We start from the raw sequence: 26,108 nt of genomic DNA, 5'->3' as shown, positions 1-26,108 counted from the left end.
AAATGTCTAAAAAAGGAGTTTCAAAAATATCCGGAAATCCTTCACCAAAAGTGGGGGAGGCGGTTACTTACACAGTTACAGATTGGTATCCTTCCACACCACAAAACCAAAGAAATCCGGCTAATGTTACTTGGGAATTATTTAAAAAAAGATCCAACGGAAGATTCACGACAACCAATATCAAGAAAACGGGTGTTGGGAATTTTACTTTCGGAGAAGTTGCACAAAAGCATACCTATCGTTTAGAAGCCTATCTTTTTGAGCCTGAAGGAGAAGGTGCATCAACAATTGAAATCAATCCTCAACCTGAAGTTGTTCCGAAAATTGAAAAAGTAGAACTTCAGTATGTGGATGATTCACCGGGAACAGTTTTCAGTTTTAGAGAAAAAATGAGAGCTCGCGCTCAATGTGTGAATTTGAATGGTAAAAAATTAAAATTTACTCTTTGGGAAGATGATGCAACAGGAGAAGGACATGATGCAAAAAATCTTTTAATTGAAACTAAAGAAGCTACCGTAGACAAAACCGGAGTTGCTACAGCCGAGTTTATGCTTACCCGAGCTTTGATGCAAAAGGCAATGCAGGGAGAAACTGATCTCAAACAACTTGAGTTTTATGTCACCGTAGAATATTTTTCGCACAATAAACATGCAACAGATAATGTCAATGTAAATAATCCTTTGCATACACCTGCGCCAACTCCTCAATCAAGGCCACAGCAACCAGCAAATAATCCTAGTACTCCGCCTCAATCAACACCTGAAACTTCATCAAATAATGCTCAACCCAGAGCTGAAAATTCTCCTGCTGCAGAAAAACCGGCATCACAGATGGAAGAAAGGCAAGTGGCTGGTCAGAGTCCAAATCCATCTGAAGAATTACATGATTATCAGGAAGCTCAGGGAACGATTCAAGCTGATCAGCCACCGACTCCGCAGTCTAATGAAGGGAAAACGGTAAGTATTGTAGAAGATTCTTCGGTGGAAGAATTATTGGATGCTTATTTTGCTAAAAAAGAATACACCAAGCAAACAGGTGAAGCTGCCGGAACTTTAGAATATAAGTTTGGAAGCAACGGCAATAAAACGGCTACTGATGCAGAAAAAGAAAAGATCGCAAAAATTATTTTTGGAAAGCCTGCTGTAAAAACATTGGCAGACAAAAAAGAATATACAACTCTGGAAGCCATTAAACAGGCTCTCTCCAGAGAGGTTTACAATAAAGATGAAAAAATAAGTTTCCAAACCTTTAAACTGGGAGCAGAATTAAAGAAAATTACCTCTGCACCTTTAGATACAAAATTATATTTGGTGGCAAAAACAGCAGGTTCAGGTCTCAGTGACAAACAGGCTACGATTATCATTAAAGAAAAAGATGGATTAATTAAAGGTTCTGCAGGCGCTGTTTTACCAATTTTAGAAATTAGTGAAGAACAAATGGATCAGGCTACTCCGACCACAGGAGAAGTTCCGGGAACTGAAAAAAGTGAGTTCACAGGGAAAATAGAAAACGGAATGGTGAAAATTCCTGTTCATCTGAGACCGAAATCTGGTGATGAACTGAAACAATGGAAAGAGAAGATTTCTAAAGGAAAAGAAGATGGGGAATACACTTACAAATTTGGTGGTGAAAATAAAGTTACCGATGAAAATTCTAAAAAAAGAGTTGCAGAAGCCATTTTGAAAAACGCAAAAAATGGAAATACGAATAATGAAAAAATAGCTGATGGTAAAACTGCTTACATTGATGATATCGAAAAAGCTCTTGAGATAAAAACATATCAAAAAGACCAAACAATTAAGTTTAAGCTTTATAAAAAAGAAAAAGAACTTCTTTATCTTCAAGCCAAAGCCCAAGGAGAAAAACAACATGATAAAGAATTTTTGAAAGCGGATGGGGCTTATTTTGAGGTAGGCTCTAAGTGTCCTAGATGTGAAGCCGAAATTACTTTAAAAGATATAGAAAATTCTTTTGATGTATATTCGAAGCAAAAAGATTTTAGACAAAAAATAGTGGATAGTTTAAATAAATTTATAAAACAAAGAAAAGATGAAGGTAAAGACCTCCATCTGAATACGTGTTTACGCAAAGCACATTTCTTTGCACAAGTTGGAGTGGAAACCTTAGGTATACATGGAGATTGGATTATTGAAGGTAAAATAAATCATTCTGTAGATTCAGCAAAATCTGCATTTGGAGATAGGGCTAGAACTTTAGAAAGAAATGGTCTTCTGTCTACATATTGCTTAGACCGTCCACAAACCAGACTATATAATTATTTGTATGCTTTAGGAAATGGTTATGATAATGGAAATGGGAATGAGGCAAGCGGAGATGGTTGGAAGTTTAGAGGAAGGGGACTGAAACAAATTACCGGAAGAGGAAATTACAAAATGATTTCTGAAGTTATAAAAGAAATTTTCCCTGTAGAATATAATGTTTTACCACAAGCGAATGCTGGAGAAGAAAAATTAGTCAGCCATCCAGAAAAAGTAGAGGAAATTGACTATGCAGTTATAACAGCGATTGCTTATTGGGAAAAACATAAAATATGGGAGTTAGCAGACACAATCACTTCAAAAACAAGCAGTGATAATGATTTTAAAAAAATAAGACAAAAAGTAGTTGGAGAAAGTGGGTTTAAATGGAAAGCAGCTAAAGATTATTTTAAAAAAACATATGATGCTTTTAGGGTAGGAGAATGTCAACAAGAGGAATCTTCAGAAGCTTGTACTCCTGATTCTTCTCAGTGTTTTAATTATGCCGATGTTTGGGAAAATCCAGAAATAAGTAGTGATAACGGAGGGAAAAATAATAATAGATATGGTAGTACAAGAGGTCATAAAGGAATTGATATTTTATCCGGCTCTACATACAAAGATGTACATTCAATAATGTGTGGTACGGTTGAAAAAATTGTAACATCTTTTAAAACCAACCAATATGGATCTTTGAAGCTAGGAAATGTTGTTAATGTAAAATCAAAAGATAAAAATGGTAATACAGTATATATATTATATTGCCATTTAGATGAGGTTTATGTTACGGAAGGGCAAAAAGTAAAACATGGAGAAAAAATTGCTCTTTCTGGATCGACGGGCAATGCTTCAGATGGTAGTTTGCCAAATGGTGTTTCAGGTAGGGGAATTAAAAAAGAGAATTGGCATGTTCACATTGAAGCATGTGCTGATGGAGCAGGCTTAGTGACTTTCTTTGGCAAAGATAGATTACAGCCGGAAGATTATATGAAAACAAAATTTGATACTAATGGAAATGCAATTAAGTAAACTATTATATGCAATAGGAATATTATTGTTAATGTCTTGCAAAGGAACTGCAAAAGATAATATTCAAACAATAACAAGTACACAAAAAGTAAAACCTAATCAAGATCAAATTGATTTTTTCAATAAAAAATATTTTACTACATATAATTTAGCTATAGATGAATCAAATTTATCTGATCATCCCTATTTCAGTTATTTAGATTGTAAAAACGAAGGATATTTCAGTGTTCATTTTGTGCCTAAAGAAAAAGATTTACAATTATTTTGGTCACATGATTATTATAAAAAGGAAGATTTTAATACTTATGATTTTGAAAAAGATAATAAAAAAATTGAGGCTTTAATAAAAAATAATCTAAATGCATATAATGTTTTTTCTTATTTTATAAAAAAAGAGTACTTGGATTCAAAAGATGGCTGTACTTTGGAGAGTATCTGGTTAACAAAAAATGCTATTGCAGAAATATTTTTATATAATTTAAAAACTAATGAATGGGAATTAGTGAAAAAAAAATCATCTAAAATTTTACCTCCTTATGCAGATAATAACTTTTTTATTTCACATTTTCCAAATTTATTTTTAAAACAAAATAAAGCTGTCAATGAAGAAAAAACTTTTCCTTCGGATTTAAAAGGATCATGGGCAGTGAGTTGTGACAATGGACTTACAACTTTTAATATAAATAAAGATGAAGGTTTGATTTCGTTGTACGGAAATTCTATATATATAAAAGTACAAGTCGAAAAGCGATTTGAGAATGAATATATTTTAAAATTTAAACAAATAGCTGACCAAAAAGATTGGGTAGATACTTCATTAAGAATAACAGAATCGGAAATATCAAAAGATAAAATAATAGGGAAGTTTTTTATAAAAAAAGATGGTAAAGTAGAACTGCATTGGGAAGGTTTATATAATATTAAAAAACAAAAAATAGATTATACAGGCAAAGATTTTTCATTAATTAGAGAAAGTGATGGAGAAAATCCAATTTTATTAGAAAAATGTTAAAGAATGCAGTGGTGGTGAACAAGATTCTGCATGGCATCAACCTTTAGATACAATGGTCTTGAGAGGTTGGTATTCAGAAACACAATGGTCTCCTGGTAAAAGTGATTTCCATGGTAGAACCGGTGGAAAGCACGATGGATTAGATCTTTATGCCCCTGTTGGTACACCAATATACGCTTCGATCGACGGAACAATCACATATCAGGAAGATCCTACTGGATACGGACATCGAATCTTCCTAGAAGGTAATTATAAAGGTCAAAAATATTTTCTAATGTATTGTCACCTTTCAGAATATGTCACGGGTGAGGTGAAAGCTGGTGACCCTATTGGTAAAACCGGGCAGACAGGAAATGCTAATGGTCAGGCTGCAAAAATGGCTCACTTACATTTTGAAGTTAGAAAAGCAAAAATGTCTAAACCTTCATTTAGTCCGCTTACAGAAATTCCTGAATTAGGAAGGGCTGTAAATATTAATCCAAATCAAACAACTCAAACAGGAACTTAATATGATAAATTTTAAAATATTCTACAGCATTTTTCTTTTCTCAATATTTTTCTCTTGTAAACAGAATAAACAGGCTGATCAGAAGGCAGTGATTAATGAAGTTAAAACCGATATATTAAAAAATATTCCTTCAAACTTAAAAATTGAAAAACAGGAGAAAATTAATATAGATAATGATCCTGACGACGAATTGATTGTTACCGCAGTCGACTCGCTTTCTGAGAAATATTTTGAATATTGGTATAAAAATGGAAATCTTATTCATGAATTTTCTTATCCTTTTGTTTCCATTAATTATAAATGGTTTGCAGATTTAGATGATAATAATAAAAAAGAGGTCATAAGAGCACAAGGATATGAAGATGGGGTAGATTATGCAATTTATAAGATTAAAAATAATGACGAGATTCTGCAATTATATTTTAATCCAGGATTGAAAGATGAGAGATACGGAGATAAGAATTTTTGGGCTTATCCCAATGATATTAGAGAATTAGCAGTTGATCAAGATAAAAAATTATTGGTTTCTCTAGATAATAATTATCCGAGAGATGACGATCACACGATGCCTGATAATCAGCGAGAGTTACCTTTTGTTTTTTTTAAAGGAAAAACTACGCAACCGGATATGGAATTGAAGAACTTAAAAAGACAACAAAGAATTGATTTAAAAGATTTAGTTAAAAGTATTGCGAAGGGAAATTCACCGGAAAGTAAAATTTCTATGGCGACAGTTAAGGAGATTATCCATGATTTAAATGGAGATGGTATTAAAGATAAGATTGAGATATATAAAAACACATCTTTAAATGATAAATTTGATCAGGAACATTTCCGTTTGCCAATAAAAATTTTTAAGGGTACTAACAGCGGATTTGAATTATGGAAAAAAAATAATAACTTGATTTATTCTGTAGAAAATACGTGTGCCTCTGAGGGCTTTAGTAATATCGTTGTAAAAGATAACTACTTTACGATTGAAGCACAGACATGTTATGATTACAATGTTTTAGTAAATGGTTTTACTACTTTTAAGATAGAAAACAATGAAATCTTTTTATATAAATATGGAGAAGAATATTTTGATAAAAGCAATCATGATAAAAAAATACCTTCTAAAGTCTGGACTCAAAAGAATCTCGGCAAGATCAAATTTCAGGACGTTAATGAATCATTTCTGAAAAAGTTGAAAAATAAAAATTGAGACAAATTGTGAATAAAATTACCATTCTAGTATTACTATTTTCTTTCTTACTTGCCAATTGTCAAAAGAAGCCAATTCTGAAAAATGATAGAGTAGAAGCCAATAATACTGAAAAGGTCCAAACAATAAATCTTAATCAATATACTAACAATACAGATTATTTCATTAAAACATTTGATGTAAACAAAGATGGAATTAAAGATAAATTGTGAGTCATAATCGTTATTTGGGAGATGAATTATTGTTATTTTTAGGAGATAAAGTCAGTAATTATAATTTGGCTCTAAAATCGACTAACTTTTCTGAAGACGGAGGAAATCAGATAACTGATATTAAAGAGACGAAAGAAGGATTCGAAATTATTACCCAATTTCCGGATAGAGGATATCTTCAGAATACCTATTTTGTTTCGGGTATAAATAATAAGCTTATTTTAAAAAAAATTCAAAGCGAATCTGAATCATGGCAGGATGGTTATACGGAAAAGTGCAGTCAAAATATTAATGTTGATTTGAAAAAATCCATAGCAGAACTTTCGAAAGTAATAAGCAATACAAAAAAGAACTGCACTAAAATATATAATAAACAGTCTAAAGTCAAAAATATGGATATTTTTTTAGTAATATGAAAATAATCTTAAAACTAAAGTGGATTTTTTTAATATTAATCCTAATTAATTGTAAAGAGCAAAATACGAAAGAAGTATCTCCTTCGAAAGCTAGTTTTCCTAAAGAAATTAGTAAAATCGAGGATAAGGATGAGCTTTATGTAGGAAAAGAATTTTATTCGGGGGATGAACTCAATACCTACACTTTCCTTAAGTCAGGTAAAATACATGAAAATGATAGTTTAACGTATTCTATTTATAAAAAAAATAATGAAGAAGATTATTTGTTCAGTATAGAAAAGTTGGTGTTAAATGAAGATCAGGAACGATACAAAATAGTTGATGTATTCAAATTTACTGATTATAATTCTGCAAATAATAAAGTCCAAATAAAAAATCAGAAAGACAGGTATTCAGTCTTATTTTTCGGTAAAGATAAAGTTTTAAAAAAATGGGATTTCATATTAAAAAATAGTGCAATAAGTAAAAGCTGGAATGGGAAATATGAATGCAATTTTCTTCTGATCAAAGAAGAATCTGCTGATCCACGTGCATATGCGATGATTTATATTGATATTAAAGATAATAAAGCGACCTTTCGATTAGATAGCTATGATGAGACTTTTGACAAAGATTTAATTATCCTGAATAATAATCCAAACAAAATTATTCTACAGGAAAAAGATAACAACGATTCAAAATTTTCAATTATAAGAAAAAATGATGACTTTATTCTGACCAGCGATTTACTTGATAAAACCACGGGTGAAATTACAACCTACAAGCTAAAGAAAAAGTAGAGATCAAAGTGAATGTCTAAAAACTTAGAAAGCCGATCACAAAAAAGCTAAATAATCAAACTTAGTTTTAAAAATAATTAGTAAATTAATGATCTCTTTTCATAAACACAATATCATAAAGGCATTTATAAAAATATGATGATCCATTTTATACTTCCCGGAGATACACTCGAAAATATTGCTGAAAAAATAAGGCTTGAAAATCCCGTTTATCTCAAAGAATTTCACAATCAACATTGTCTGAAAGAAGACAGGATTGTCGATCATTTGGTTCCCGGAAAAAAACTATTGTTACCCGATTTTGCGAAAATCAAAGTATATAATGATAAAAATGATGCTCCTTTTAAAAGTCAGGAATTAAACCCGAAAATTGCGTTTGATCCGATTGGTTTTGATGAAAAATTTAAGATTAAAATTAAAGAATCATCTAATGCTGAAGGTAAAACCGTTGAAAACCGTTTTTCGTATATCGCATCACTACAATGGATAAAAAACGAGTTTGATGATCATCTTTTTCATTTTACCAAAGATCAGTTTTCAAATCAGAATAATACAAAAATGGAAAGCTTGGCGATTGAAAGTATGAAGTCTTTATATCCAATCGAAGTTTTTGTGAATCCTAAAGGACAGATTTTACGCACCGGAATTACAAGGGAAGTCTTAAAAAATTTTAATCAGATTAAGGCTAAATTATTAGATTTTTTCCCCGATAAATATGCTAAAATATATCTTGAAGAATTTGAATACGTTGTCTTAAATCCTGATGTTTTTGATCAGAAAATAAAAGAAGATTGGTTTTTGAAAAACTACTTTTCATCTTTCCGAAATCCTTTTGAAAACGGAAAGTCTTTTTTTGAAATGTATTTAGATAAAACCTTATTAAACGTTCAGCAGACTGCAAAATTGACGGATAGCAAAGAAGAAATTTTATTACATCAAACCTTAAAAAGTAAAGAAGAAAACCAAGATGATTTCACAGGAAATGTAACGGTTTTTAAAGACAATGGAATGATTGAATCTTTGAATGCAGTATATTCTTATAAAGAATTTTCAGTTTCCTATTCCACTGAATTTTCAATTGAAAATATATAAATTAAACAGTTTTTTAAATTTCCCGTAATTTCTCATTGTATTTCTTTGTTAAGTTTACGCCGTTGTTTAACTTAAAATCAGTCAATATTTAAAATTCTTTGTTTCCATTTGCGTTAAATTTATGTAGGTTTTGTTGTAATTAATTGATTTTTAAATTGTTGTATTTGTTTGTATTTTATCCGAAAAAGCTTTAATTTTTAAATATTTTCATAAAATTCGTGCATTCGTGGCAAACCAATTTACTTTCAATTATCATCTAAAAACCCGCGATATATATATAAAAAGAGACTGCTTCAAAATTGAAACAGCCTCTTTTTATATTTTCTAAAACTTACTTAATCATAAATTTCAGACTAGATTCATCAAGCTTTAAAATGTAAACACCCTGCAAAAGGCTTTTAATTTTAATTGACTTTCCATTTTTGAAAGGATTGTTAATAGTTTGCATTACTTTCCCTTGTAGATTATATATTTCCGCTTTTTTAATATTTTGCGTATCTCCTTTCACAAAAATTTCCTGATTCGTAATAGGATTTGGATAAATCTGTAACTCTTTTGGCTCGGCAATAGTATTTATCGTTTGGCTTTGTCTTGAGGCAGAATTATTGCAAGTCCAGCTCAGGCTATCAATCGCCACTCTGTTGCTTGTAGAATTATTCACTAAAGTCACCACAACATTTCCTGAAACGTTGATATTGTTAATTGTCGTCGTAGTTACCGTTGTGCTGTAAGGAACTGTTCCTACATTTACACCATTTACCTGAACCGTAAAATTTCCATTACTTCCACTGAATTTAAGTTGGGTTGTAACCGTCAAAGATCCTATTCCGTTTGCAGAGCTGCTCGATTTCAAATATCCGTTTCTTATAGTAATTGCTTTGTTGGAAATGGTTTGATCACTTCTTGAATCTGTTGCCGTCCATGTAATTCCGTTACTCGTCCATGTTTTTGTTGAATATGATGACGAACTGGCTGTTGGAATTGTCTCAAAAGTTTCATTTACACAACCTGTCGGATTCGGATTGGTAGTTCCTGCGTTCGTCGTTGCTGAAACTGCAGTGCTGTTGGCTGAAGAGTTTCCTGCAGCATCTTTAGCTTTAATGTAAAAACTGTAGCTTGTAGAAGGATTTAGTCCTGTAACTGTTGTAGAAGTTGAAGAAACATTGGTTTTTAAGCTTCCATTCATATATACATCGTAAGAAGTTACGGCTACATTATCTGTTGCTGCATTCCATGTAAGAGAAACGGTGTTGGATGTTTTTCCTGAAACAGTTAAATTAGTAACTGTTGACGGAGCTTGAGTATCGGTTGTTGGAGTTTGCCCTCCCCAAATTTGGTTTACATAAGCGGGATTGTCGATAAATGGATTTCTGTTCCCCTGAAAAGTATACGATGCATTGTTTCTGTTGATTTCTGCTTGCGAAACCGGATCCTGATTATGCCAGGCTAGAAGTACATTCAGTTCCCACGTTTGCAGTCCCGGAAAAGCAGAACTGCCAATCATATTTCCGGTAGAGAATGTTGATAATTTGCTTTGGTATCTTGTCACAAAATAAAAAACCATTCTCGCTACATCACCTTTAAACTCATCAATGGGTTCAAAGACAGTCCCGGAAAATCCTGCAGATGAAGAGCTTCCCAATTTTGAACCGTTTTGAGAAGTAAAACTTGCGCTTCCCACTTTTCCGAAAGGATAATTAGAACGCATACCATTTACTTTTCCATCTGTAGCTCTGATGAAATGAACATCATTTTTCATTGGTGAAGCTTCATTAAACAGACTTTGTGGAACAATGTGTTCACGATTATAGCAATTTCCTTCAGTAGAATAGGTACCGCACTGATTATTTCCTGGAGTAAACTTGTAAGGGTCGACAGAGCTCGGTCTTTCTGAATAAATATCAAGAATAGAACCGTCATTTTCATAATTTTTATCAATGTCGGTGGTTTTATAAGCCGTCCAAAGCCCGCTGTATCCTTTGTCTTGATGACCGTTGGTAATAATGGTGCTTAAAGCTGTTTTTAAAGAAGCTCCAGACAATCCGTTCGCTGCATTGTAATATCCTGCCGGAGCTTGTGCATAGGCAAGCTGGGAGAATACTACACATAAAAGTAGTTTTTTCATAATAATATTATTGTTGGTAAGATTGAAATAATTTGGTGAAAGTAAAATTACACTATTATTAAATTTAAAAACAATTATTTTTTCCGGAACAGATTAATTTTTTGTAAAATGGAGTATTGATTCCCGAAAATAACGAACACAAAAAAGTCAACACAATTTTGTGTTGACTTTTAATATAATTTAAAATTAAAATTTTATTTCTTCATTCCCGGAGGATAGTTAGCCATAATTTCAGCTACAATCTGAGGGATTTGTTTTTGTTTTGCTTTTGGTCTGTCTACAGCGATTCCGCTACCGATTCCTTGCCATACCAATTTTTGAGTTTGAGCATCTACCAGATCTACAATGATAGCACCTTCGTTATAATTGCTGGTCCAGGTTCTGTTCATCCCGATTCCCCAACCGAAACCTCCGCCCCAGCCCCACATTCCGTAAGGATTCGTGGTATTGATATCGGTAATTTTTTTGTGGTTAGCTTTTACGTTTACAATCAAATCAGGACTTTCTCCCGGCTGAAGACCTTTTGTCTGCAATTGTTTAGACAATTCGTTTAAAACTCTGTCTTTATCGATGTCATTCAGTTTCAAATCGTCGATTCTGATTTTGTATGTTTTATAAGACGTAAAATTAGCAGTTTGAGCATAATCTGAGCGTACTTTGAATGGGCTGCAAGACGACAAACCTAAACTTGCCGCAAGCAAAATAAAAATATATTTCTTCATTTTATTTATTTTTTTTATTGGTTTTTATAAATGTGTCAGTCTTTTTATCATATCCGTACGGGCAGTGTCTGCAACCACTTTTGCAACAATGTCCACGTTTAAGATGAAATTTTTCGGTAAAAACTTTGTAACCTTGCTCGTTATAGTAAAAGTCTTCACCTTCTTTGATTTCAAAAAGAGCCATAAGTTAAATCAAAACTTTTATATTTGTTATCATGATAATTGTGTGCCAAAAGCTCCTCAAAAATACAAAAATAAACGGCATTACGCTCTATCCTTTTATTTTCATCAAAAATCCTGAAGATAAGAAGAATAGGGTCTTGATTAATCATGAAAAAATACATATCAGACAGCAATTAGAGCTGTTGGTAATTTTCTTTTACATCTTATATATAGCCGAATATTATTATCACTTTTTCAGACTCAAAAATGCACAATTAGCATATCATGCCATTTCATTTGAAAGAGAAGCTTACGCCATGGAGCATGATTTAAATTATTTAAAAAAAAGAAAATTTTGGGCATTCAGAAAATATTTTAATTAAAAGATTAGCGCTCCAAAATTCCCCTCCTTTGGAGGGGTGGCGAAAATTCAAAGAATTTTTGACGGGGTGGTTAAAAAAATATTCGTAGGAAATCCATGTTATCCAAAGTAGCTCAAATAAAAAAACTAATTTTGTTAAAACAAGTATCATTTAGAACAAATGCTATTACAACTTCCGACAGAAACGATTCCCATTCAGGAAATTACAATTCATAAAAAAGTAAAGCTTTTCATCAAGAGAGAAGATCTCATTCATCCACAGATTTCAGGGAATAAATACTGGAAACTTTTTTACAATATCAATAATTATTTGGAAACTCTACCGGAAAATCCTTTAATTATAACGTTTGGCGGAGCCTACTCAAACCATATTTCTGCAGTTTCTGCCACAGGAAAACTTTCCGGAATTAAAACTTTAGGCATTATAAGAGGTGAAGAATTAGAACAAAAATGGCGTGATAATCCGACCTTAGTTTTAGCAAAAAGAAACGGAATGAATTTAAAATTTGTGACCCGTGAAGAATACCGACATAAAGAAAAACTAACTGAGTTTCTGTTGCATGAATTTCCTGAAGCATTAATAATTCCCGAAGGAGGAACCAATAAAAATGCTGTTCAGGGCGTAAAAATGATGCTCAATAACGATACAAAAGATTTTGATTATCTTTGCACCGCAGTTGGAACTGGAGGTACTTTGGCGGGGATTTCAGAGTTTTGTGAAGATAATCAAAAGGTTATAGGTCTTAAAGTAGTTGAAGATTCTTCTTTAGAAAACAAAATTTTGGAGTTAACCTCAAAAAGAAATTTTCATCTAACCGATGCTGCTTTTGGCGGTTATGGTAAAATAAATGATGAAAATGTTCGTTTTATCAATGATTTTAAAGTAAAGTTTCAAATTCCTTTAGAACCGGTTTATACAGGAAAGATGATGCTGAAATTGTTTGAAATGATTGATGCTGATTATTTTCCGGAAGAGAGCAAAATCCTGTGTTTTCATACCGGAGGTTTGCAGGGAATAGAAGGAGCCAATTTGCTTTTAGAAAAACAAAATAGAAATTTAATAATATAAAGCTGAAAGCATGAGGTAATCATGCGAATATTAAAGTACAAGTAAATTACTTGTCAGGCTTTAAAAAATCAAGAAACATGAAAAGACTTTTCTTACTAATTAGCCTTTTAGTTTTATCAAAATTCTCAGCTCAGACCTGGGCTACAGAAGATCAGTACATCCAGAAATTTGCTCAATATGCAGTGGAAGAAATGGAAAAGTATAAGATTCCGGCTTCAATTACTCTTGCGCAAGGGCTTTTAGAAACCGGTGGTGGACAAAGCCGTTTGGCACAGGAAGGAAAAAATCATTTCGGTATAAAATGTAAAGAAGACTGGACCGGAAAGACAATGAAGCACACCGATGATGCTCCGAATGAGTGTTTCCGTGTGTATGACGATCCTAAACAATCTTACGAAGACCACTCTATATTTTTGGCAACAAGAAAATATTACACCAAACTTTTTGATCTCGATATGAAAGATTACAGAGCTTGGGCGCATGGTTTAAAAAAAGCGGGTTACGCTACCAATCCTCGTTATGCATCAATTCTTATCGGAAAGATTGAAAAATATAAATTGTATGAATTTGATGAGGTAGATTCTAAAGAAGTTTTATACGCGATTCTGAAAAAATATCCAGATCTGAAAGACGACCGTGCTTTCATGGCAAGAATGGAACCTGCAAAAGCTACTAAAAAAACAACGACACCTGTCACTGTAAAAGTTCCTTACAAGGCGACCTCTTATGCGCAACAACAGCAAAGAGTGGAGAGAATTAAAACTAAAGCAGAAATTCTTAATTCTATTTTAATAAAAAGTCATCCGAATGGAGGCTTGAAATATATTGTGATTCCCGAAGATACCGATGTACAGTATATTGCTAAGAAATTTAAGATCAGCGAAAGCAAACTGATCAAATGGAACGAGCTGCAAGGAACTGCACTGGCAAAAAATGAAGTTGTCTTCCTCGAATCTAAAAATTCTGATGGAAATACTGCAACCTACAAAGCCGAATATGGTGAAGATATGTATGATATCGCACAGAAATTTGGCATCAAACTCAATAAATTATACTCAAAAAACAGAATGGATGAAGGTCAAAAGCCATCCGCTGGACAATTAATTTATCTGATCGACAAAAAACCTAGAAACTAATTTTGGTTGTTGGTTTTTAGTTGAAAGTTGTTAGTTTTAAATACAGACAATAATCGCTATCAACTAATTACTATCAACTATCAACTAATTAATAATGAAATACCAAAGAAGTTCAGCTTTATTTGATGAAGCTTACAAATATATTCCGGGAGGTGTGAATTCTCCGGTGCGTGCGTTTAAATCAGTTGGCGGAGTTCCCGTTTTTATGAAATCTGCGAAAGGTGCTTATCTTACAGATGCTGATGATAACACGTATGTAGACTACATTAATTCTTGGGGACCTGCAATTTTAGGGCACACGCATCCTGAAGTTTTAGAAGAATTAAAAATTCAGGCAGAAAAAGGTTTCTCTTTTGGTGCACCAACTGAATTGGAAACTGAAATTGCAAAATTCATCACCGAAAATGTTCCGAACATCGACCAGATCAGAATGGTTTCTTCAGGAACAGAAGCTTGTATGAGTGCAATCAGACTGGCGAGAGGCTTTACAGGAAGAGATAAATTTATAAAATTTGAAGGCTGTTATCACGGTCATTCAGATTCGTTTTTGATTAAGGCGGGAAGTGGTGCTGCGACTTTTGGTAACCCAAATTCTCCGGGCGTAACGGCTGGTACGGCAAAAGATACTTTGTTGGCAAGATATAATGATTTTGAGCAGGTTGAAGATTTATTCAGACATAATCAGGGTGAAATTGCAGCGGTAATTATCGAGCCGGTTGCCGGAAACATGGGTTGTGTACTTCCTGAAAATGATTTCTTGCAAAAATTAAGAAAAATCTGTGACGAAAACGGTGCTTTGTTGATTTTTGATGAGGTAATGACAGGTTTCAGACTGGCTTTTGGTGGAGCACAGGAATTGTATAATGTGAAAGCCGATCTGGTAACTTACGGTAAAGTAATCGGAGGCGGACTTCCGGTGGGTGCTTTTGCCGGACGCAACGAAATTATGGATCATCTCGCTCCAAAAGGCGGCGTTTATCAAGCCGGAACTTTGAGCGGAAATCCTTTGGCAATGAGAGCGGGTTTGAAAACTTTGCAAATCATTAAAAACGATCCTGAATTTTTCAACAGATTAGCTAAAACAACAGAAACTTTAGACTTTGAAATCGGAAAGATTTTAAACGAAAAAGGAATCGAACACAGAATCAACAGAAAGGGTTCGATGATGTCGGTTTTCTTCCACATCAATGCAGTTTCCAATTTTGATGAGGCGCAGAATGCAAACCATTCGTTATTCAATAATTTCTTTCATCAGCTTTTGACCAACGGAATTTATCTTCCGCCAAGTGGTTACGAAACCTATTTCATCAGTGATGCAATCAAAGACAAAGAAATCGATATGACTTTGGAAGCGGTAAGAAAATTTCAGTATTCTTAAAGCTAGCAATTATAAAATATAAAGAGGCTGTCAAAATTTGGCAGCCTCTTTTTTTATGGTTTTCTATTTGTCGTCATCTTTCCTGCTGTTTCGTCTGGCGAGCATTACGTTGGCGTAGTAGCTTCTTCCATTATTGATGACAGCTAAAACATCTTTGTAGAAAGCATCGGTTTTTACGTCGGCGAGGATGGTGATGTAATTTACCAACTGCCTGTAATCATTGTTGAGATCTTTCCTTAAAGCCTTTACGTCATACGTCTGCTTTTGGGAAGACTGAAAAGATCGGTGAGCAAACAGATCATTGAAAGCAATATTGGAAGCTGCCAGTTCATTGATGAATTTTATGATGCCGAGCATAGTCACATGAGAGCTGTATTCGGAAGACTGCAGTCTAGACACGAGAGAATTCAGCTTGTTGGTTTCCTCTTCATAGGATGTGTCTTCTACGCCTTTGTATTGATCCAGTAGTATTTTTATTGCGGTGTATGCATCTTTCTCGGCCTGGGTTCTAGAATTCCTGTAGGGTCTCACAGAGTCTTTCAGTGCCTGTACATCGGCATCTCGTACATGGTCTGCTTTTGCGATTTTTTGAGATTCTTCGCTGGCACGTATCTGATCAAGGGCGCTGTTGTAATCGGGAATCTTTGCCTGCAGTGCCTCGTACATTCTTTTGAAATCTGCATCGGTACCGGTATCTAAAGAAGTCTTGGAAAAGTCTTCAGAAAAACGAACGATAAGCTGCCCGAATTCTGCGTGATGCAGCTTACTTGCATCCAGTGAAATTAAATTTTTAATCATTGTGTGTATTTGTGTTATTAATGATCTTCGGTATTTGGGCTCAGTGTTGTGCTGAGCGAAGCCGAAGCATTCTTTTTTATATAGGGCGTTGGAAGTTCCGACGGGTCAAACCAAAACGGTTTCATGGTGTCGGGATTCCCGACGGGGCAAACTAATATGGGGTTTAGGTTTCGGAAGTTCCGACGGAGCCAGCCAAAACGGTGTCTTGCTGTCGGAAGTTCCGACGAGACCAACCAAAACTCGGGGAGACTGTCGGGAGCTCCGACGGCTCAAACCTTAAATAAGCTTTGTCTCTACTTGTTTTTAAGCTCTTGTTTTAGAGATTCTATTTCTTTTTTCAGCAGGATAATATAGTCCTGAAGATTTTCTACAATGGAATCTGGAGTATTAAAATATTGATTATAGTAATTGCCTGAATGATCATTAAAAGTAGAATTGTCATTGTGAACGATTCCTGAAAATTTTTCTTCTTTAATATCTTCTACAGGAACCTCTAAAGCATCTGCAATCTTTTGCCACTCCTCATCGTGTATCCTTGTTTCTCCACGTTCTTTTCTGGAATAATTGGAAGTATCTGTAGATAATATTTTGGCCATTTTTTCCTGTGACATCCCTTTTTGTTTTCTTAGTGTTTTGAGTCTTTCCTGTATCATCTTTTAGTGCTTTGAACAAATATATGCAAATTTTGCGCAAATTTTGCTTAAAAATCGCCAAAAAATCGCAAATAATTTCCTGTCTTTTCTACAGTTTATTTTATAGTTTTGAGAAACAAGTATTTATTTTTAGTATGTGCGCAGTACAAAATTATAAATATGAGCTGATCAGCAGACCCATGTCAGGGTTCGTATGGCAAATATAATATTAATTCTAAAAATAATTTAAGATGAAAAATTTAAAAAAGCTTACAAGATCAAATTTAAAAAATGTTTTTGGTGGAAATCCATATCTTGAAACGGTCGACGATGGAGGAGACAACCTTTGGATGTGCTGTAATTCAGCTGGTAAATGTAGTACATGTGCAGGCTATGGAAGCTGTGGAAGCAATGAGCTAAAAAAATGCACCGGTGGAGCATAAAAGAGTAACCCGAGTAAATCGGGTTATTTTATATATTTATACTAAATATCAAATAAATAATGAAAAATATTGCATTGTTTCTATTAATTTTATTTTCAGATGTTTTGTTTGGACAAAATAAACTTTTTGTCTACGAATACAAATTTATTCCGGATTCTAATACTAATCAAATTGAAAAACAGATAATGGTTTTAAACATACATGAAAATCAATCTGAGTTTTACAATCTTGATAATTATCAGTCAGATTCGACTTTGCTTGCAGACTCTAAAAAGGGTGTTTTTTCAATGCCTCCCGATAAGGAAATGATTAGTGAAAGGATCAATAAATCTCAAAACTCAAAAACTGTTGAATATATTACAATTCTTTCCAATACAAAATATTTTGTAAAACAGAATGTTGATTTAAAATGGCATTTATCTCCGGAGACTGACCATATATTAGGGTACGAAGTGCAAAAAGCGACAGTTGAATTTGGAGGTAGAAATTGGGTGGCTTGGTTTTCAAAAGATATTCAGATACATGACGGACCGTATAAATTTTTTGGCTTACCAGGATTAATTTTAAAAATAGAAGATACCACAAAAAGTCATATTTTTGAGATTAAAGGAGTGAAAAATTCTACAGCAAATTTTAAATATCCTGAATTGGGAAACTATCAAAAAGTAAACATTACCTATCCCCAGTTTGTAAAAGCCTATAAAAACTACAGAAAAAATCCTATGGCTGATTCAGTGGGGCTGTTTCCTGATCAAACATATTCGAATGGTAAATTTGTTAGAGGCGAAGAAATTTTTAAAGAATATGAAAAAGCAGCTCTTAAAAGAATAGCGAAAGACAATAATATTATTGAAATTGATTGGCTTAAATAAAATCTATATTCTCCAGGAAAAACTTCTAATGGATTCGTGTAAAAAAAAATTAAAAAATTTACAATCCGGACCATCCAACTGCCCATCCGGTCAGTTTTTACGAACTTGTTAAAATTGATCAAAATAATTAAGGCTGTTGAATAATTATTTGACATGGATGTAAGAACGGGTAATTATTTTAGGAGATTAGATAATTCTTACAGTTTTAGAAATTATTTGTCAAAGGAGTTTTTTATTAAAAAGAACAAAGCTTATCAGTTTTGGACATTTGATGGGTGGTGGGTCATAGATGGGTATAATGAACATCGTGGTATAGACAGATTCTTATATATTCCTGATAAAGGAATTGTAGGTGGTTCTTATGATTTCTACTTTAAACTGAAGCCAAAGATTTCCTCTAATGATTATTTTACAGTTTCCGATTATGCATTATGGGATAATATAATCAATGAGAAAATAATGATTGCTAAAGAACTTAAATAAATTAAAAAAATCTCCAATTGGAGGTTTTGCTTATAAACTGAAATGCTAAATTTACCAGCATTGATGAAAAGGTAGTTTATAATTCAACATCCGCAGCGTCCAAAACGGTGGTGTTCAAATATCCTTATAGAATTCATTTTTAATTTTTAGCGGAAGTTTCTGCGTCTTGAACTTTTGTTTCTTTTGCTTCAAAGCAAAAGAAAATCATACAAGCAATGTGATAAATGATACAATTCTAAGACCTTAGTTCTTACTAATTTTGTATCATAGAAATTGAATATGGAAAGGTCTAATAATATTTCGCGAAAAGATTTTTTGAAAAGCTCTGCTTTAGCAATGGCTGGAATTACGTTAACGCCTACAGTGATGAGTGCAAATACGCTTTCTGAAGATAAAGTTTTAGGAGTAAATGGTAAATTAATTCTTAAAAATGTCCGCCTTGAAACCGGTTTTGAATATGAAGAAGGCGAAGTGGTTTCAACAAAGACAGATTTGTTTTTAGTGGAAACAGAAAATGGGAAAATAACAAAAATAGCTCCAAATAATCCAAAAGCAAAAGCAGTGGATGCAAAAGGGTTGTTGATGCTTCCGGCTTTTAAAGATATGCATATTCACCTTGATAAAACTTTTTATGGCGACAAATGGCAGGCTGTAAGAAAAAGAAAAGGCGGAGTAAAAGGAATGATTGCTTTGGAAGAACAAATCATGCCGGAAATTCTGAAAAATTCTACCTACAAAGCAGAAAAAATGATTGAGTTGATTCAGTCCAAAGGAACTGCTTTTGCAAGAAGTCATGTGAATATTGAGCCTACTTCCAAGCTCGATTCTTTGAAAAACCTACAGAAAGCTTTAGATAATAAAAAGAAAAGCTTTGGGGCTGAAATTGTTGCGTTTCCTCAGCACGGAGTTTTTTACAAAAATTCTGTTCCTTATTTGAAAGAAGCGGCTCAGATGAATATCGATTTCATCGGTGGAGTAGATCCTTATACGATTGACGGAGCGATTGAAAAGACAATTGATTTTACGTTACAACTTGCTTTAGATCATCAAAAAGGAATTGACATTCATCTTCATGAAACCGGAGAGTCGGGTTTGAAAACGGTTGAATACCTTATCGATAAAGTGAATGAAAATCCTTCTCTAAAAGGAAAAACTTTTTTTAGTCATTGTTTTATTTTAGGTAAATTAGATAAAATAAAACAGGAAGAGATTGCCGAAAAATTAGGCAATGCTCAAGTGGGAATTGTTTCAACGATTCCTATCGGAAATTTGATTATGCCGCTTCCGACTTTACAAAAACATAATGTAACCGTTTATACCGGAAATGACAGTATTATCGATCATTGGAATACGTACGGAACCGGAAGTGTTTTGGAGAAAGCCAATCTTTATGCTCAGCTTTACGGTCAGTCGACTGAATTTTTGCTTTCAAGAAGTTTAAAATTAGCAACGGCAAATCTAACTCCTTTGGATGATAAAGGCGTTCAGCAATGGCCGAAAACAGGTGATGATGCCGATTTTGTTTTGCTGAATGCAAGTTGTTCTGCAGAAGCGGTATCAAGAATTTCAAACGTAGAATCTCTTATTTATAGAGGGAACGTGGTATTTTAATTAAATAAAAATCAGGCAATGAAAGTTTTGTTTTTTCTGTTGTGTTTTAACAGTATAAATGCTTGCGAAAAAAGCTTCTCTCAACCTGTAAAAGAAATTATGATTAATGGTGAAAATGTGATTGAGCTTGTAAAGAACAATAATGCAGAAGGTTTACGAACGGCTTTGGAAAACGGAGCCGATGTGAATACGAAAGATTCGAGAGGAAGGTCTTTGCTGCTTCTTGCAGCGGTAGGAAAAAAGATAAAAATTGCAAAAATCCTTGTCGAATATAAAGCGGATGTTAATCTGCAGGATCAACAATTAGATAGTCCGTTTTTGTTTGCAGGTGCAAACGGACAGACCGAATTGGTGAAATTATTTCTGGAAAACGGAGCTCGTTTTGACGTTTTCAACAGATACAACGGAACGGCTTTAATTCCTGCCTGCGAAAGAGGTCATGTAGAAACTGTAAAAGTTTTGGCAAATACGGAAGGTTTTCCGATCAATCATGTAAACAGATTGGGATGGACTGCCTTGATGGAAGCAGTGATTTTGGGTGACGGAAGTCTAAAATATCAGCAAATTGTTCAGATCCTTAAAGATAAAAAGGCAAAAGATATTCCCGATAACGACGGAGTTAAGGCTTTGGAGCACGCAAAATCTTTAGGTTATAAAGAGATTGTAAAAATTTTAGAATCTTAAAACTGCCCAAACTTAGAGACGCTTGAAGCTTTATTATTTTAAATTTTACATGATTGATATTACTTTTTTTCAATCAGTTTTTCTTAGTATTTGAGGTTTTTTTAACCGCAAAAGAATCAAAAGATTTTACTATGCTTAAGTTATTCAAAAGTTTGCAAAACGAGTGTTAATTAAGTTTTTTACATTTTGTAAGCTTTTGAATTTCTATTCTTCTATCATTTCTTTTGAATCTTTTGCGGTAAAATATTTTTTCTCATGTACTAAGTCAGTTTTTATATAAATTCATGAAAATGATTGACTGCATAAATTTCACTAATTTTAAGCAAAAATCATTCGGAATGAGCCGTCGTTCAGATTATTTTCCGGTTTTGGGTATTCAGGATTTCAAGGATGATCATTCTTTGGAAACACCTCTCTTATTTAATGAGCTTTACGGAGAACGTTCTATCGATCATCCGCACAAACATGATTTTTTTATCATTAATATTTTTGAAAAAGCAAAAGGAAATCATACCATCGATTTTATAGATTATGAAGTGAAAGATTACCAGATTCATCTGGTTTTTCCCGATCAGGTGCATCAATGGGATATTGAAGCAGGAACGGTAGGATATCAATTAATGATCAGCAGAGATTGGTTTGAAAGTTTAATTCCGGCTTTGAGATTTTCACAATTATTTTATCAGAATCATCCTGTCATAGATCTTTCAGATATGAGTTTTGACTTTCTGGTTTATGAATTTAAGACTATTAAAAAACTTTTGAATGATGAGAATATCTTTTGGGAAATGATTCAGAAACGTAGCGAAATGATTGGATTACTCATCAGTGAAGCGGTTGAATTTATTTTTAAAAATGATGAACAATACCATTCAAATCCTGTTTTTTCGAAATTTTTAAATCTTATTGATGAGCATTTTAAAGAACAACGTTCAGTTTCTTTTTATGCTGAAAAACTTAATATTTCGCCCAATTATTTAAATATCATCTGTAAAAAAAGTATTAATTCTTCAGCTTCATCTCTTATTCAGGATAGAATTTTACTTGAAGCGAAGCGTCTTTTGAAAGTTTCAAAAAAATCGGTGAAAGACATTGTTTTTGACTTGGGATTTTATGATCAGGCAAGTTTTTCAAAATTTTTTAAGTCACAAACAGGAATGACACCTTCTCAATTCAAAGAATGATTATTGGAAAAGGTTGAACTCCTACGGAGTTCTAATTGTGGTTCCTACCATTATGCTACAAAGGTATTGCTCCTCCGGAGCTGCCCAGATTGTGAGACAAATTGGTATAAAGGAAAATTCTAAATGGAAATGATATAAGTTAATTGTTTAAACAAAATTCCTCAGAAAATATTTCCAAGGAATTTTAATATTGATTTTGAATTTCATTATTGTAATCCGGACCATCCAACTGCCCAGGCTGGCGTTAAAATACCATTTCCGGCTCCGGTTGCATCAGGTTTTTTAGTGTAAGTGGTGTCTACAATAGGAACTGTTGCACCTAAAGAAGATTTTAAAGAAACTTCTGTTGTTGTATCTTTAAACAAAACATTGGTTATTCTTTTTTTACCGTTAAAACGAGCCACTGTAGAATCGCTTTCAATATTAATTCCTGTTGACCAATCGGAAACTACGACATTATCTAATGTTGCGAAAGTTCCCTGTTTTAGTTTTATTCCGTTCGATTCACCTGAAGTTCCACCAATGAAAGTAACGTTTTTAATGGTCGGGTTTGATCTTGGTGAGGCGTTGTCATTTCCTGCATTATTAATCCCTGTAATGCCTGTGTTTCCAGTGCCATCTGCTTTTCTTTTGGTATAAATATTTGTTGCTGTTCCGACCCACCCGTCTTTATAACTGAATGCGTGATTGGTATTTCCGATTGAAACAATGTTTAAAACATTTACCGTTCCGCCATAAATTTCAATACCGTCATCTGCATTATTTAAAAGTGCTATGCTTTCTACTCGGGTCTCGTTACCAATTCCGAACAGCGAAAGACCATTGAATTTTTTACCAGCAAATTCGGCACCAGCATATTCAATTCTTATATAATTCAATGATCCTGAATTATCTGTAGTTTCAGTTCCTCCGTAAGTTAAATTTCCTATTTCTGATGATCCTGTATTTCCTGTATTAATCGGAGCTTTACCACAAATGACTATTCCGCCCCAATTTCCGGCAACGGTTGTCTCTGATGTAAATAAAACTGGTGAACCCGCTGTACCGTTGGCGAAGATTTTTCCACCCTGTTCTACAAGAACGTAAGAGGAAGCTCCTGCTGTAGCTATAATTCTTGTTCCGGCAGGAATGACGAGAGTTCCACCATTTTTTACGGTAACAATACCATTGAGTTTATAAAACTTCATAGGATCAAGTGTTACAACTTGCCCGCTGGTAACATCACCTTTAAAATTATTGGGATCCTGAGCGATTCCGACCACTGCAATTTCAGAAGTTATATCTTCCTCTTTACCGCACGAATGAATGATCAATGATGAGCCGATAATAAAAGCTGCAATGATTAATTTTAAATGATTTTTCTTCATAATTCTCAGGTTACTTTTCTTCAATGAGATTTTTATCAATCTATTTTGAAATGAGAAGACCAAATTACCATTTTTTTTGCTTGGTTTCCCAACAGAATATTGATGATTTAATTTTAGTATTAAATATTTAAAATGAATAAAAGTTAATATTAAAAAAAATAACCACGCCCGGAAAATAAATTCCGGGCGTGGTTTTCCATTTAATATGTAGAAAAAAAGTTTATTTTATTAAAACCTGACGTGATTTCTCATTAGATCTTAAGATATATTTACCTGAACCTAACTGAGACTTAACATTCATAAAATCTGTATCGTCTGAAGTGGTTTTTAATGTTTTAAGCAAATTACCGTTTATGTCATAAACGCTAACTTCAATGTTATCTCCGATATTTGCCATTTTACCATGATAACCTGCTCCTAATAATTTTATATTATCATTTTCATTGGTTTCGGCGATTGTATTGTCTTTATCTAAATGAAAAGCTATTCCCATAAAACTATTTGAGCCAAAATCTGCTATAGTTGTTTCAGTTGTAACTAGCGCACTATTTTGAGCTTGTGTAAAATTTATATATTGAGTTTTTATGGCTTTAGGAGGGACAGTAGGATAATCTCCTTGTAGTATATTAAATTGACATAAATCAAATCTCAAATTATTTACAGCAGCATTACCTGTTTTTGTTACTGTAACTTTAAATTGATAACTAGCATTTTTTTGCAGTTGAGGTCCTCCGTTGCTACTTGTATTAGAATCAAAGATTTTAACTCCACTTAAACTACTATATACTTGAACAGATGTTACTGTTAAGTTTGGAGTTTCGATTGGGGGAACATATGTTAATGTCTTAGTATAAATATTAGCAACGGGGCCACCCGATTTTTCATATGCATTAATTGTTAGAATATATTGTGTAGCTGGTTGATACGCCCAATCGTTAGTTTGTGTCATAAAATCGTTATAAACATATCCAGGGGGATATACAATATCAGCATATTCTGATTCATCTTCTTGAATTCCGTAAGCAATTCTGTTTGATGGTGAAATTGAGTTTTTATATAATGTTGTTTCTACTCTGTAATATGTACCTGAAAACAGGAAGTTATATCTAACTTTACTATTAGGCTTATCAAGAATTACTTTTAAATCACTAGCTACAATTTGTGAAGTAAAGTGTGAAATGAAGGCTGTTAAAAACAGTAGTATTAAAATTTTTTTCATAGTTAATTATTTGTAAGATATTGTGATTGTGTGATAGAAATTAAGCCACCGACTATTCATTGTTGGTCGATGGCTTTGATTTATATGAAGAAACTAATTACTTGAATGATTAATTCATTGCATCTGTAGTGTCAAATGAAGTCAAACCAGTCCAACCTTTTGCCCAGTCTGGCAAAGCTGTAACGTTTCCAGCTCCAGTTGCTGTAGTGCTTGTAGTAAATACACTCGACAAATTAGGACCTGTAGTTGCTGGAGCTACTGCTTTAGATTTCCAAGGAGTTGTAACACCTACAAATCTTACGTTTTTAATATAAGAAGCACTTGTGAACCAGTTGTAAGTTCTAGGCGTTTCGAAATCTAAACCTGTAGAGAAATTAGCAATAACGATGTTATCGAATTTACCATTAGATCCAGCTCTTATTTTCATTCCTTGAGACTCAGAACCTGCGCTGTTACCGATGAAAGTTGCGTTATTGATCGTTGGGTTTGAGACTCCGTTTCCGAAAACTGTATTTTCGTCAGTATCTTGAGTATCAGCTTCTACACCTCTGTTTCCTGGTTCAGCAGCAGTTTGATATTGTTTTTTTCTTGAAGCATAGATATATTCTGCAGTTCCTTGCCAACCTTCTGTCCAGTCGATACTGTCATCTCCAACACCTAATACAACGATGTGATCAGCATTCACGTTTCCACCGAAAAATTCGATACCGTCGTCTGCACCATCTGCTACATAGATGTAAGATACTACAGTTCCGCTTCCTACTCCAAATAGAGAAAGACCGTTGAACTCTTTTGCAGGATTATATTTATAACCACTGTCTTTAATAACAATATATTTTAGAATTCCTGAATTATCGGCTTTATTGGTACCACCATAAACAAGATCTCCTAATTCTGATGTTGAAGTACCCAAAGAACTTCTATTTGACGGAGCATTACCCAGCACTACAACACCTCCCCAATGTCCTTGTTTGTGGGTAGATCCTTCAAATACAATCGGATTAGTTGCTGTACCATTTGCAATCAATTTACCACCTCTTTCAACAATTAGGTAAGTTGCTCCTTCAGAAGCAACGATTCTTGTTCCAGCGGGAATGATTAAAGTTGCTCCGCTTTCTACTGAAAGAGTTCCTGTAAGGTTGTAAACTTTAGTTGCATCTAAGCTTACAGTAGTTCCTGATGCAATTCTACCTTTAAAGTTTGCTGGATCAATTGATGATACATTTTCTGTTGTTTCATCATCAGAACTACAAGATACTGCAGTTGCAGAAACTGCGGCTACCAATGAAAAGCATAGAGCTGCTCTCAAAATTGTTTTTTTCATAACTATT

The 26,108-nt window shown here is 33.6% G+C and carries 25 protein-coding genes; 17 read left to right on the top strand and 8 right to left on the bottom strand.

Going from position 1 to position 26,108, the window contains the following annotated elements:
* Nucleotides 1–2 precede the first annotated feature (2 nt).
* The 7 genes from OH814_RS11360 to OH814_RS11330 all read left to right on the top strand — a co-directional run bounded on the left by OH814_RS11360 (nucleotide 3) and on the right by OH814_RS11330 (nucleotide 8,510).
* Nucleotides 3–3,287, top strand: coding sequence for a peptidoglycan DD-metalloendopeptidase family protein (locus tag OH814_RS11360; RefSeq protein WP_308828232.1), 3,285 nt, complete (start codon nucleotides 3–5; stop codon nucleotides 3,285–3,287).
* Nucleotides 3,268–4,299: a hypothetical protein gene (locus OH814_RS11355; protein ID WP_308828231.1), complete on the top strand. Its 1,032-nt coding sequence runs from the start codon at nucleotides 3,268–3,270 to the stop codon at nucleotides 4,297–4,299. The genes OH814_RS11360 and OH814_RS11355 overlap by 20 nt, the downstream gene beginning before the upstream one ends.
* Nucleotides 4,300–4,351: 52 nt before the next feature.
* Nucleotides 4,352–4,807 (top strand): M23 family metallopeptidase, encoded by a 456-nt coding sequence (locus OH814_RS11350; RefSeq protein WP_308828230.1) that lies wholly within the window; start codon nucleotides 4,352–4,354, stop codon nucleotides 4,805–4,807.
* A 1-nt stretch (nucleotide 4,808) separates the two neighbouring features.
* Entirely contained in the window at nucleotides 4,809–6,011 is a 1,203-nt protein-coding gene (locus OH814_RS11345; protein WP_308828229.1) for a hypothetical protein, read from the top strand.
* Between the two features lie 226 nt (nucleotides 6,012–6,237).
* Nucleotides 6,238–6,639, top strand: a complete 402-nt coding sequence (locus tag OH814_RS11340; protein WP_308828228.1) for a hypothetical protein — start codon at nucleotides 6,238–6,240, stop codon at nucleotides 6,637–6,639.
* Nucleotides 6,636–7,418 carry a hypothetical protein gene (locus OH814_RS11335; RefSeq protein ID WP_308828227.1) on the top strand — a complete coding sequence of 261 codons (783 nt, stop codon included), beginning with the start codon at nucleotides 6,636–6,638 and terminating at the stop codon, nucleotides 7,416–7,418. The genes OH814_RS11340 and OH814_RS11335 overlap by 4 nt, the downstream gene beginning before the upstream one ends.
* 135 nt (nucleotides 7,419–7,553) lie before the next feature.
* A complete protein-coding gene (locus OH814_RS11330; RefSeq protein WP_308828226.1) occupies nucleotides 7,554–8,510 on the top strand; it encodes a hypothetical protein in 957 nt (318 codons plus the stop codon).
* Between the two features lie 331 nt (nucleotides 8,511–8,841).
* On the opposite strand, the gene OH814_RS11325 is transcribed toward OH814_RS11330, so the two are convergent.
* From OH814_RS11325 to OH814_RS11315, 3 genes are all read right to left on the bottom strand, one after another.
* Nucleotides 8,842–10,635, bottom strand: a complete 1,794-nt coding sequence (locus OH814_RS11325; RefSeq protein ID WP_308828225.1) for an endonuclease — start codon at nucleotides 10,633–10,635, stop codon at nucleotides 8,842–8,844.
* Between the two features lie 194 nt (nucleotides 10,636–10,829).
* Nucleotides 10,830–11,357: a DUF4136 domain-containing protein gene (locus tag OH814_RS11320; RefSeq protein WP_123885901.1), complete on the bottom strand. Its 528-nt coding sequence runs from the start codon at nucleotides 11,355–11,357 to the stop codon at nucleotides 10,830–10,832.
* 1 nt (nucleotide 11,358) lies between these two features.
* Nucleotides 11,359–11,541, bottom strand: coding sequence for a DUF5522 domain-containing protein (locus tag OH814_RS11315; RefSeq protein ID WP_047480711.1), 183 nt, complete (start codon nucleotides 11,539–11,541; stop codon nucleotides 11,359–11,361).
* 31 nt (nucleotides 11,542–11,572) lie between these two features.
* Here OH814_RS11315 and OH814_RS11310 point away from each other — a divergent pair, with 31 nt between their 5' ends.
* From OH814_RS11310 to hemL, 4 genes are all read left to right on the top strand, one after another.
* The gene (locus OH814_RS11310) at nucleotides 11,573–11,902 is read left to right on the top strand and encodes a hypothetical protein (RefSeq protein ID WP_308828224.1); all 330 of its coding nucleotides are present in this window, start codon (nucleotides 11,573–11,575) and stop codon (nucleotides 11,900–11,902) included.
* Nucleotides 11,903–12,061: 159 nt separating this feature from the next.
* Nucleotides 12,062–12,970: a pyridoxal-phosphate dependent enzyme gene (locus tag OH814_RS11305; protein WP_308828223.1), complete on the top strand. Its 909-nt coding sequence runs from the start codon at nucleotides 12,062–12,064 to the stop codon at nucleotides 12,968–12,970.
* 77 nt (nucleotides 12,971–13,047) lie between these two features.
* Nucleotides 13,048–14,106: a glycoside hydrolase family 73 protein gene (locus tag OH814_RS11300; RefSeq protein WP_123885899.1), complete on the top strand. Its 1,059-nt coding sequence runs from the start codon at nucleotides 13,048–13,050 to the stop codon at nucleotides 14,104–14,106.
* Nucleotides 14,107–14,200: 94 nt separating this feature from the next.
* Nucleotides 14,201–15,484, top strand: a complete 1,284-nt coding sequence (hemL, locus tag OH814_RS11295; RefSeq protein ID WP_308828222.1) for a glutamate-1-semialdehyde 2,1-aminomutase — start codon at nucleotides 14,201–14,203, stop codon at nucleotides 15,482–15,484.
* A 63-nt stretch (nucleotides 15,485–15,547) separates the two neighbouring features.
* On the opposite strand, the gene OH814_RS11290 is transcribed toward hemL, so the two are convergent.
* Together OH814_RS11290 and OH814_RS11285 are read right to left on the bottom strand one after the other, a co-directional pair.
* Complete coding sequence (locus tag OH814_RS11290) at nucleotides 15,548–16,282, bottom strand: DUF6261 family protein (RefSeq protein ID WP_308828221.1); 735 nt, start codon at nucleotides 16,280–16,282, stop codon at nucleotides 15,548–15,550.
* A 293-nt stretch (nucleotides 16,283–16,575) separates the two neighbouring features.
* Nucleotides 16,576–16,935, bottom strand: coding sequence for a helix-turn-helix transcriptional regulator (locus OH814_RS11285; RefSeq protein WP_308828220.1), 360 nt, complete (start codon nucleotides 16,933–16,935; stop codon nucleotides 16,576–16,578).
* 230 nt (nucleotides 16,936–17,165) lie between these two features.
* Between OH814_RS11285 and OH814_RS11280 the strand changes: the two genes are divergently transcribed.
* The 6 genes from OH814_RS11280 (at nucleotide 17,166) to OH814_RS11255 (ending at nucleotide 22,191) form a co-directional block, all read left to right on the top strand.
* Nucleotides 17,166–17,357: a hypothetical protein gene (locus OH814_RS11280; protein WP_308828219.1), complete on the top strand. Its 192-nt coding sequence runs from the start codon at nucleotides 17,166–17,168 to the stop codon at nucleotides 17,355–17,357.
* Between the two features lie 59 nt (nucleotides 17,358–17,416).
* Nucleotides 17,417–18,229 (top strand): GLPGLI family protein, encoded by an 813-nt coding sequence (locus OH814_RS11275; protein ID WP_308828218.1) that lies wholly within the window; start codon nucleotides 17,417–17,419, stop codon nucleotides 18,227–18,229.
* Between the two features lie 153 nt (nucleotides 18,230–18,382).
* Nucleotides 18,383–18,712: a hypothetical protein gene (locus OH814_RS11270; RefSeq protein ID WP_374990568.1), complete on the top strand. Its 330-nt coding sequence runs from the start codon at nucleotides 18,383–18,385 to the stop codon at nucleotides 18,710–18,712.
* Nucleotides 18,713–18,991: 279 nt separating this feature from the next.
* The gene (locus tag OH814_RS11265) at nucleotides 18,992–20,323 is read left to right on the top strand and encodes an amidohydrolase (protein ID WP_308828217.1); all 1,332 of its coding nucleotides are present in this window, start codon (nucleotides 18,992–18,994) and stop codon (nucleotides 20,321–20,323) included.
* An 18-nt stretch (nucleotides 20,324–20,341) separates the two neighbouring features.
* On the top strand, nucleotides 20,342–21,007 hold the full coding sequence (locus tag OH814_RS11260; RefSeq protein WP_308828216.1) for an ankyrin repeat domain-containing protein: 666 nt from the start codon (nucleotides 20,342–20,344) through the stop codon (nucleotides 21,005–21,007).
* A gap of 290 nt (nucleotides 21,008–21,297) precedes the next feature.
* Nucleotides 21,298–22,191 (top strand): helix-turn-helix domain-containing protein, encoded by an 894-nt coding sequence (locus OH814_RS11255; RefSeq protein ID WP_308828215.1) that lies wholly within the window; start codon nucleotides 21,298–21,300, stop codon nucleotides 22,189–22,191.
* Nucleotides 22,192–22,397: 206 nt separating this feature from the next.
* Here the strand turns inward: OH814_RS11255 and OH814_RS11250 are convergent, their stop codons facing one another.
* The 3 genes from OH814_RS11250 to OH814_RS11240 all read right to left on the bottom strand — a co-directional run bounded on the left by OH814_RS11250 (nucleotide 22,398) and on the right by OH814_RS11240 (nucleotide 26,101).
* Entirely contained in the window at nucleotides 22,398–23,558 is a 1,161-nt protein-coding gene (locus OH814_RS11250; protein WP_308828214.1) for a hypothetical protein, read from the bottom strand.
* Nucleotides 23,559–23,778: 220 nt separating this feature from the next.
* Nucleotides 23,779–24,777, bottom strand: coding sequence for a hypothetical protein (locus tag OH814_RS11245; protein WP_279194824.1), 999 nt, complete (start codon nucleotides 24,775–24,777; stop codon nucleotides 23,779–23,781).
* Nucleotides 24,778–24,886: 109 nt separating this feature from the next.
* Nucleotides 24,887–26,101 (bottom strand): hypothetical protein, encoded by a 1,215-nt coding sequence (locus OH814_RS11240; protein ID WP_308828213.1) that lies wholly within the window; start codon nucleotides 26,099–26,101, stop codon nucleotides 24,887–24,889.
* Nucleotides 26,102–26,108 lie beyond the last annotated feature (7 nt).

The sequence above is a fragment of the Chryseobacterium sp. CFS15 genome, assembly GCF_031118795.1.
Lineage (GTDB): Bacteria > Bacteroidota > Bacteroidia > Flavobacteriales > Weeksellaceae > Chryseobacterium > Chryseobacterium indoltheticum.
This window is presented reverse-complemented; position numbering and strand designations above follow the sequence as displayed.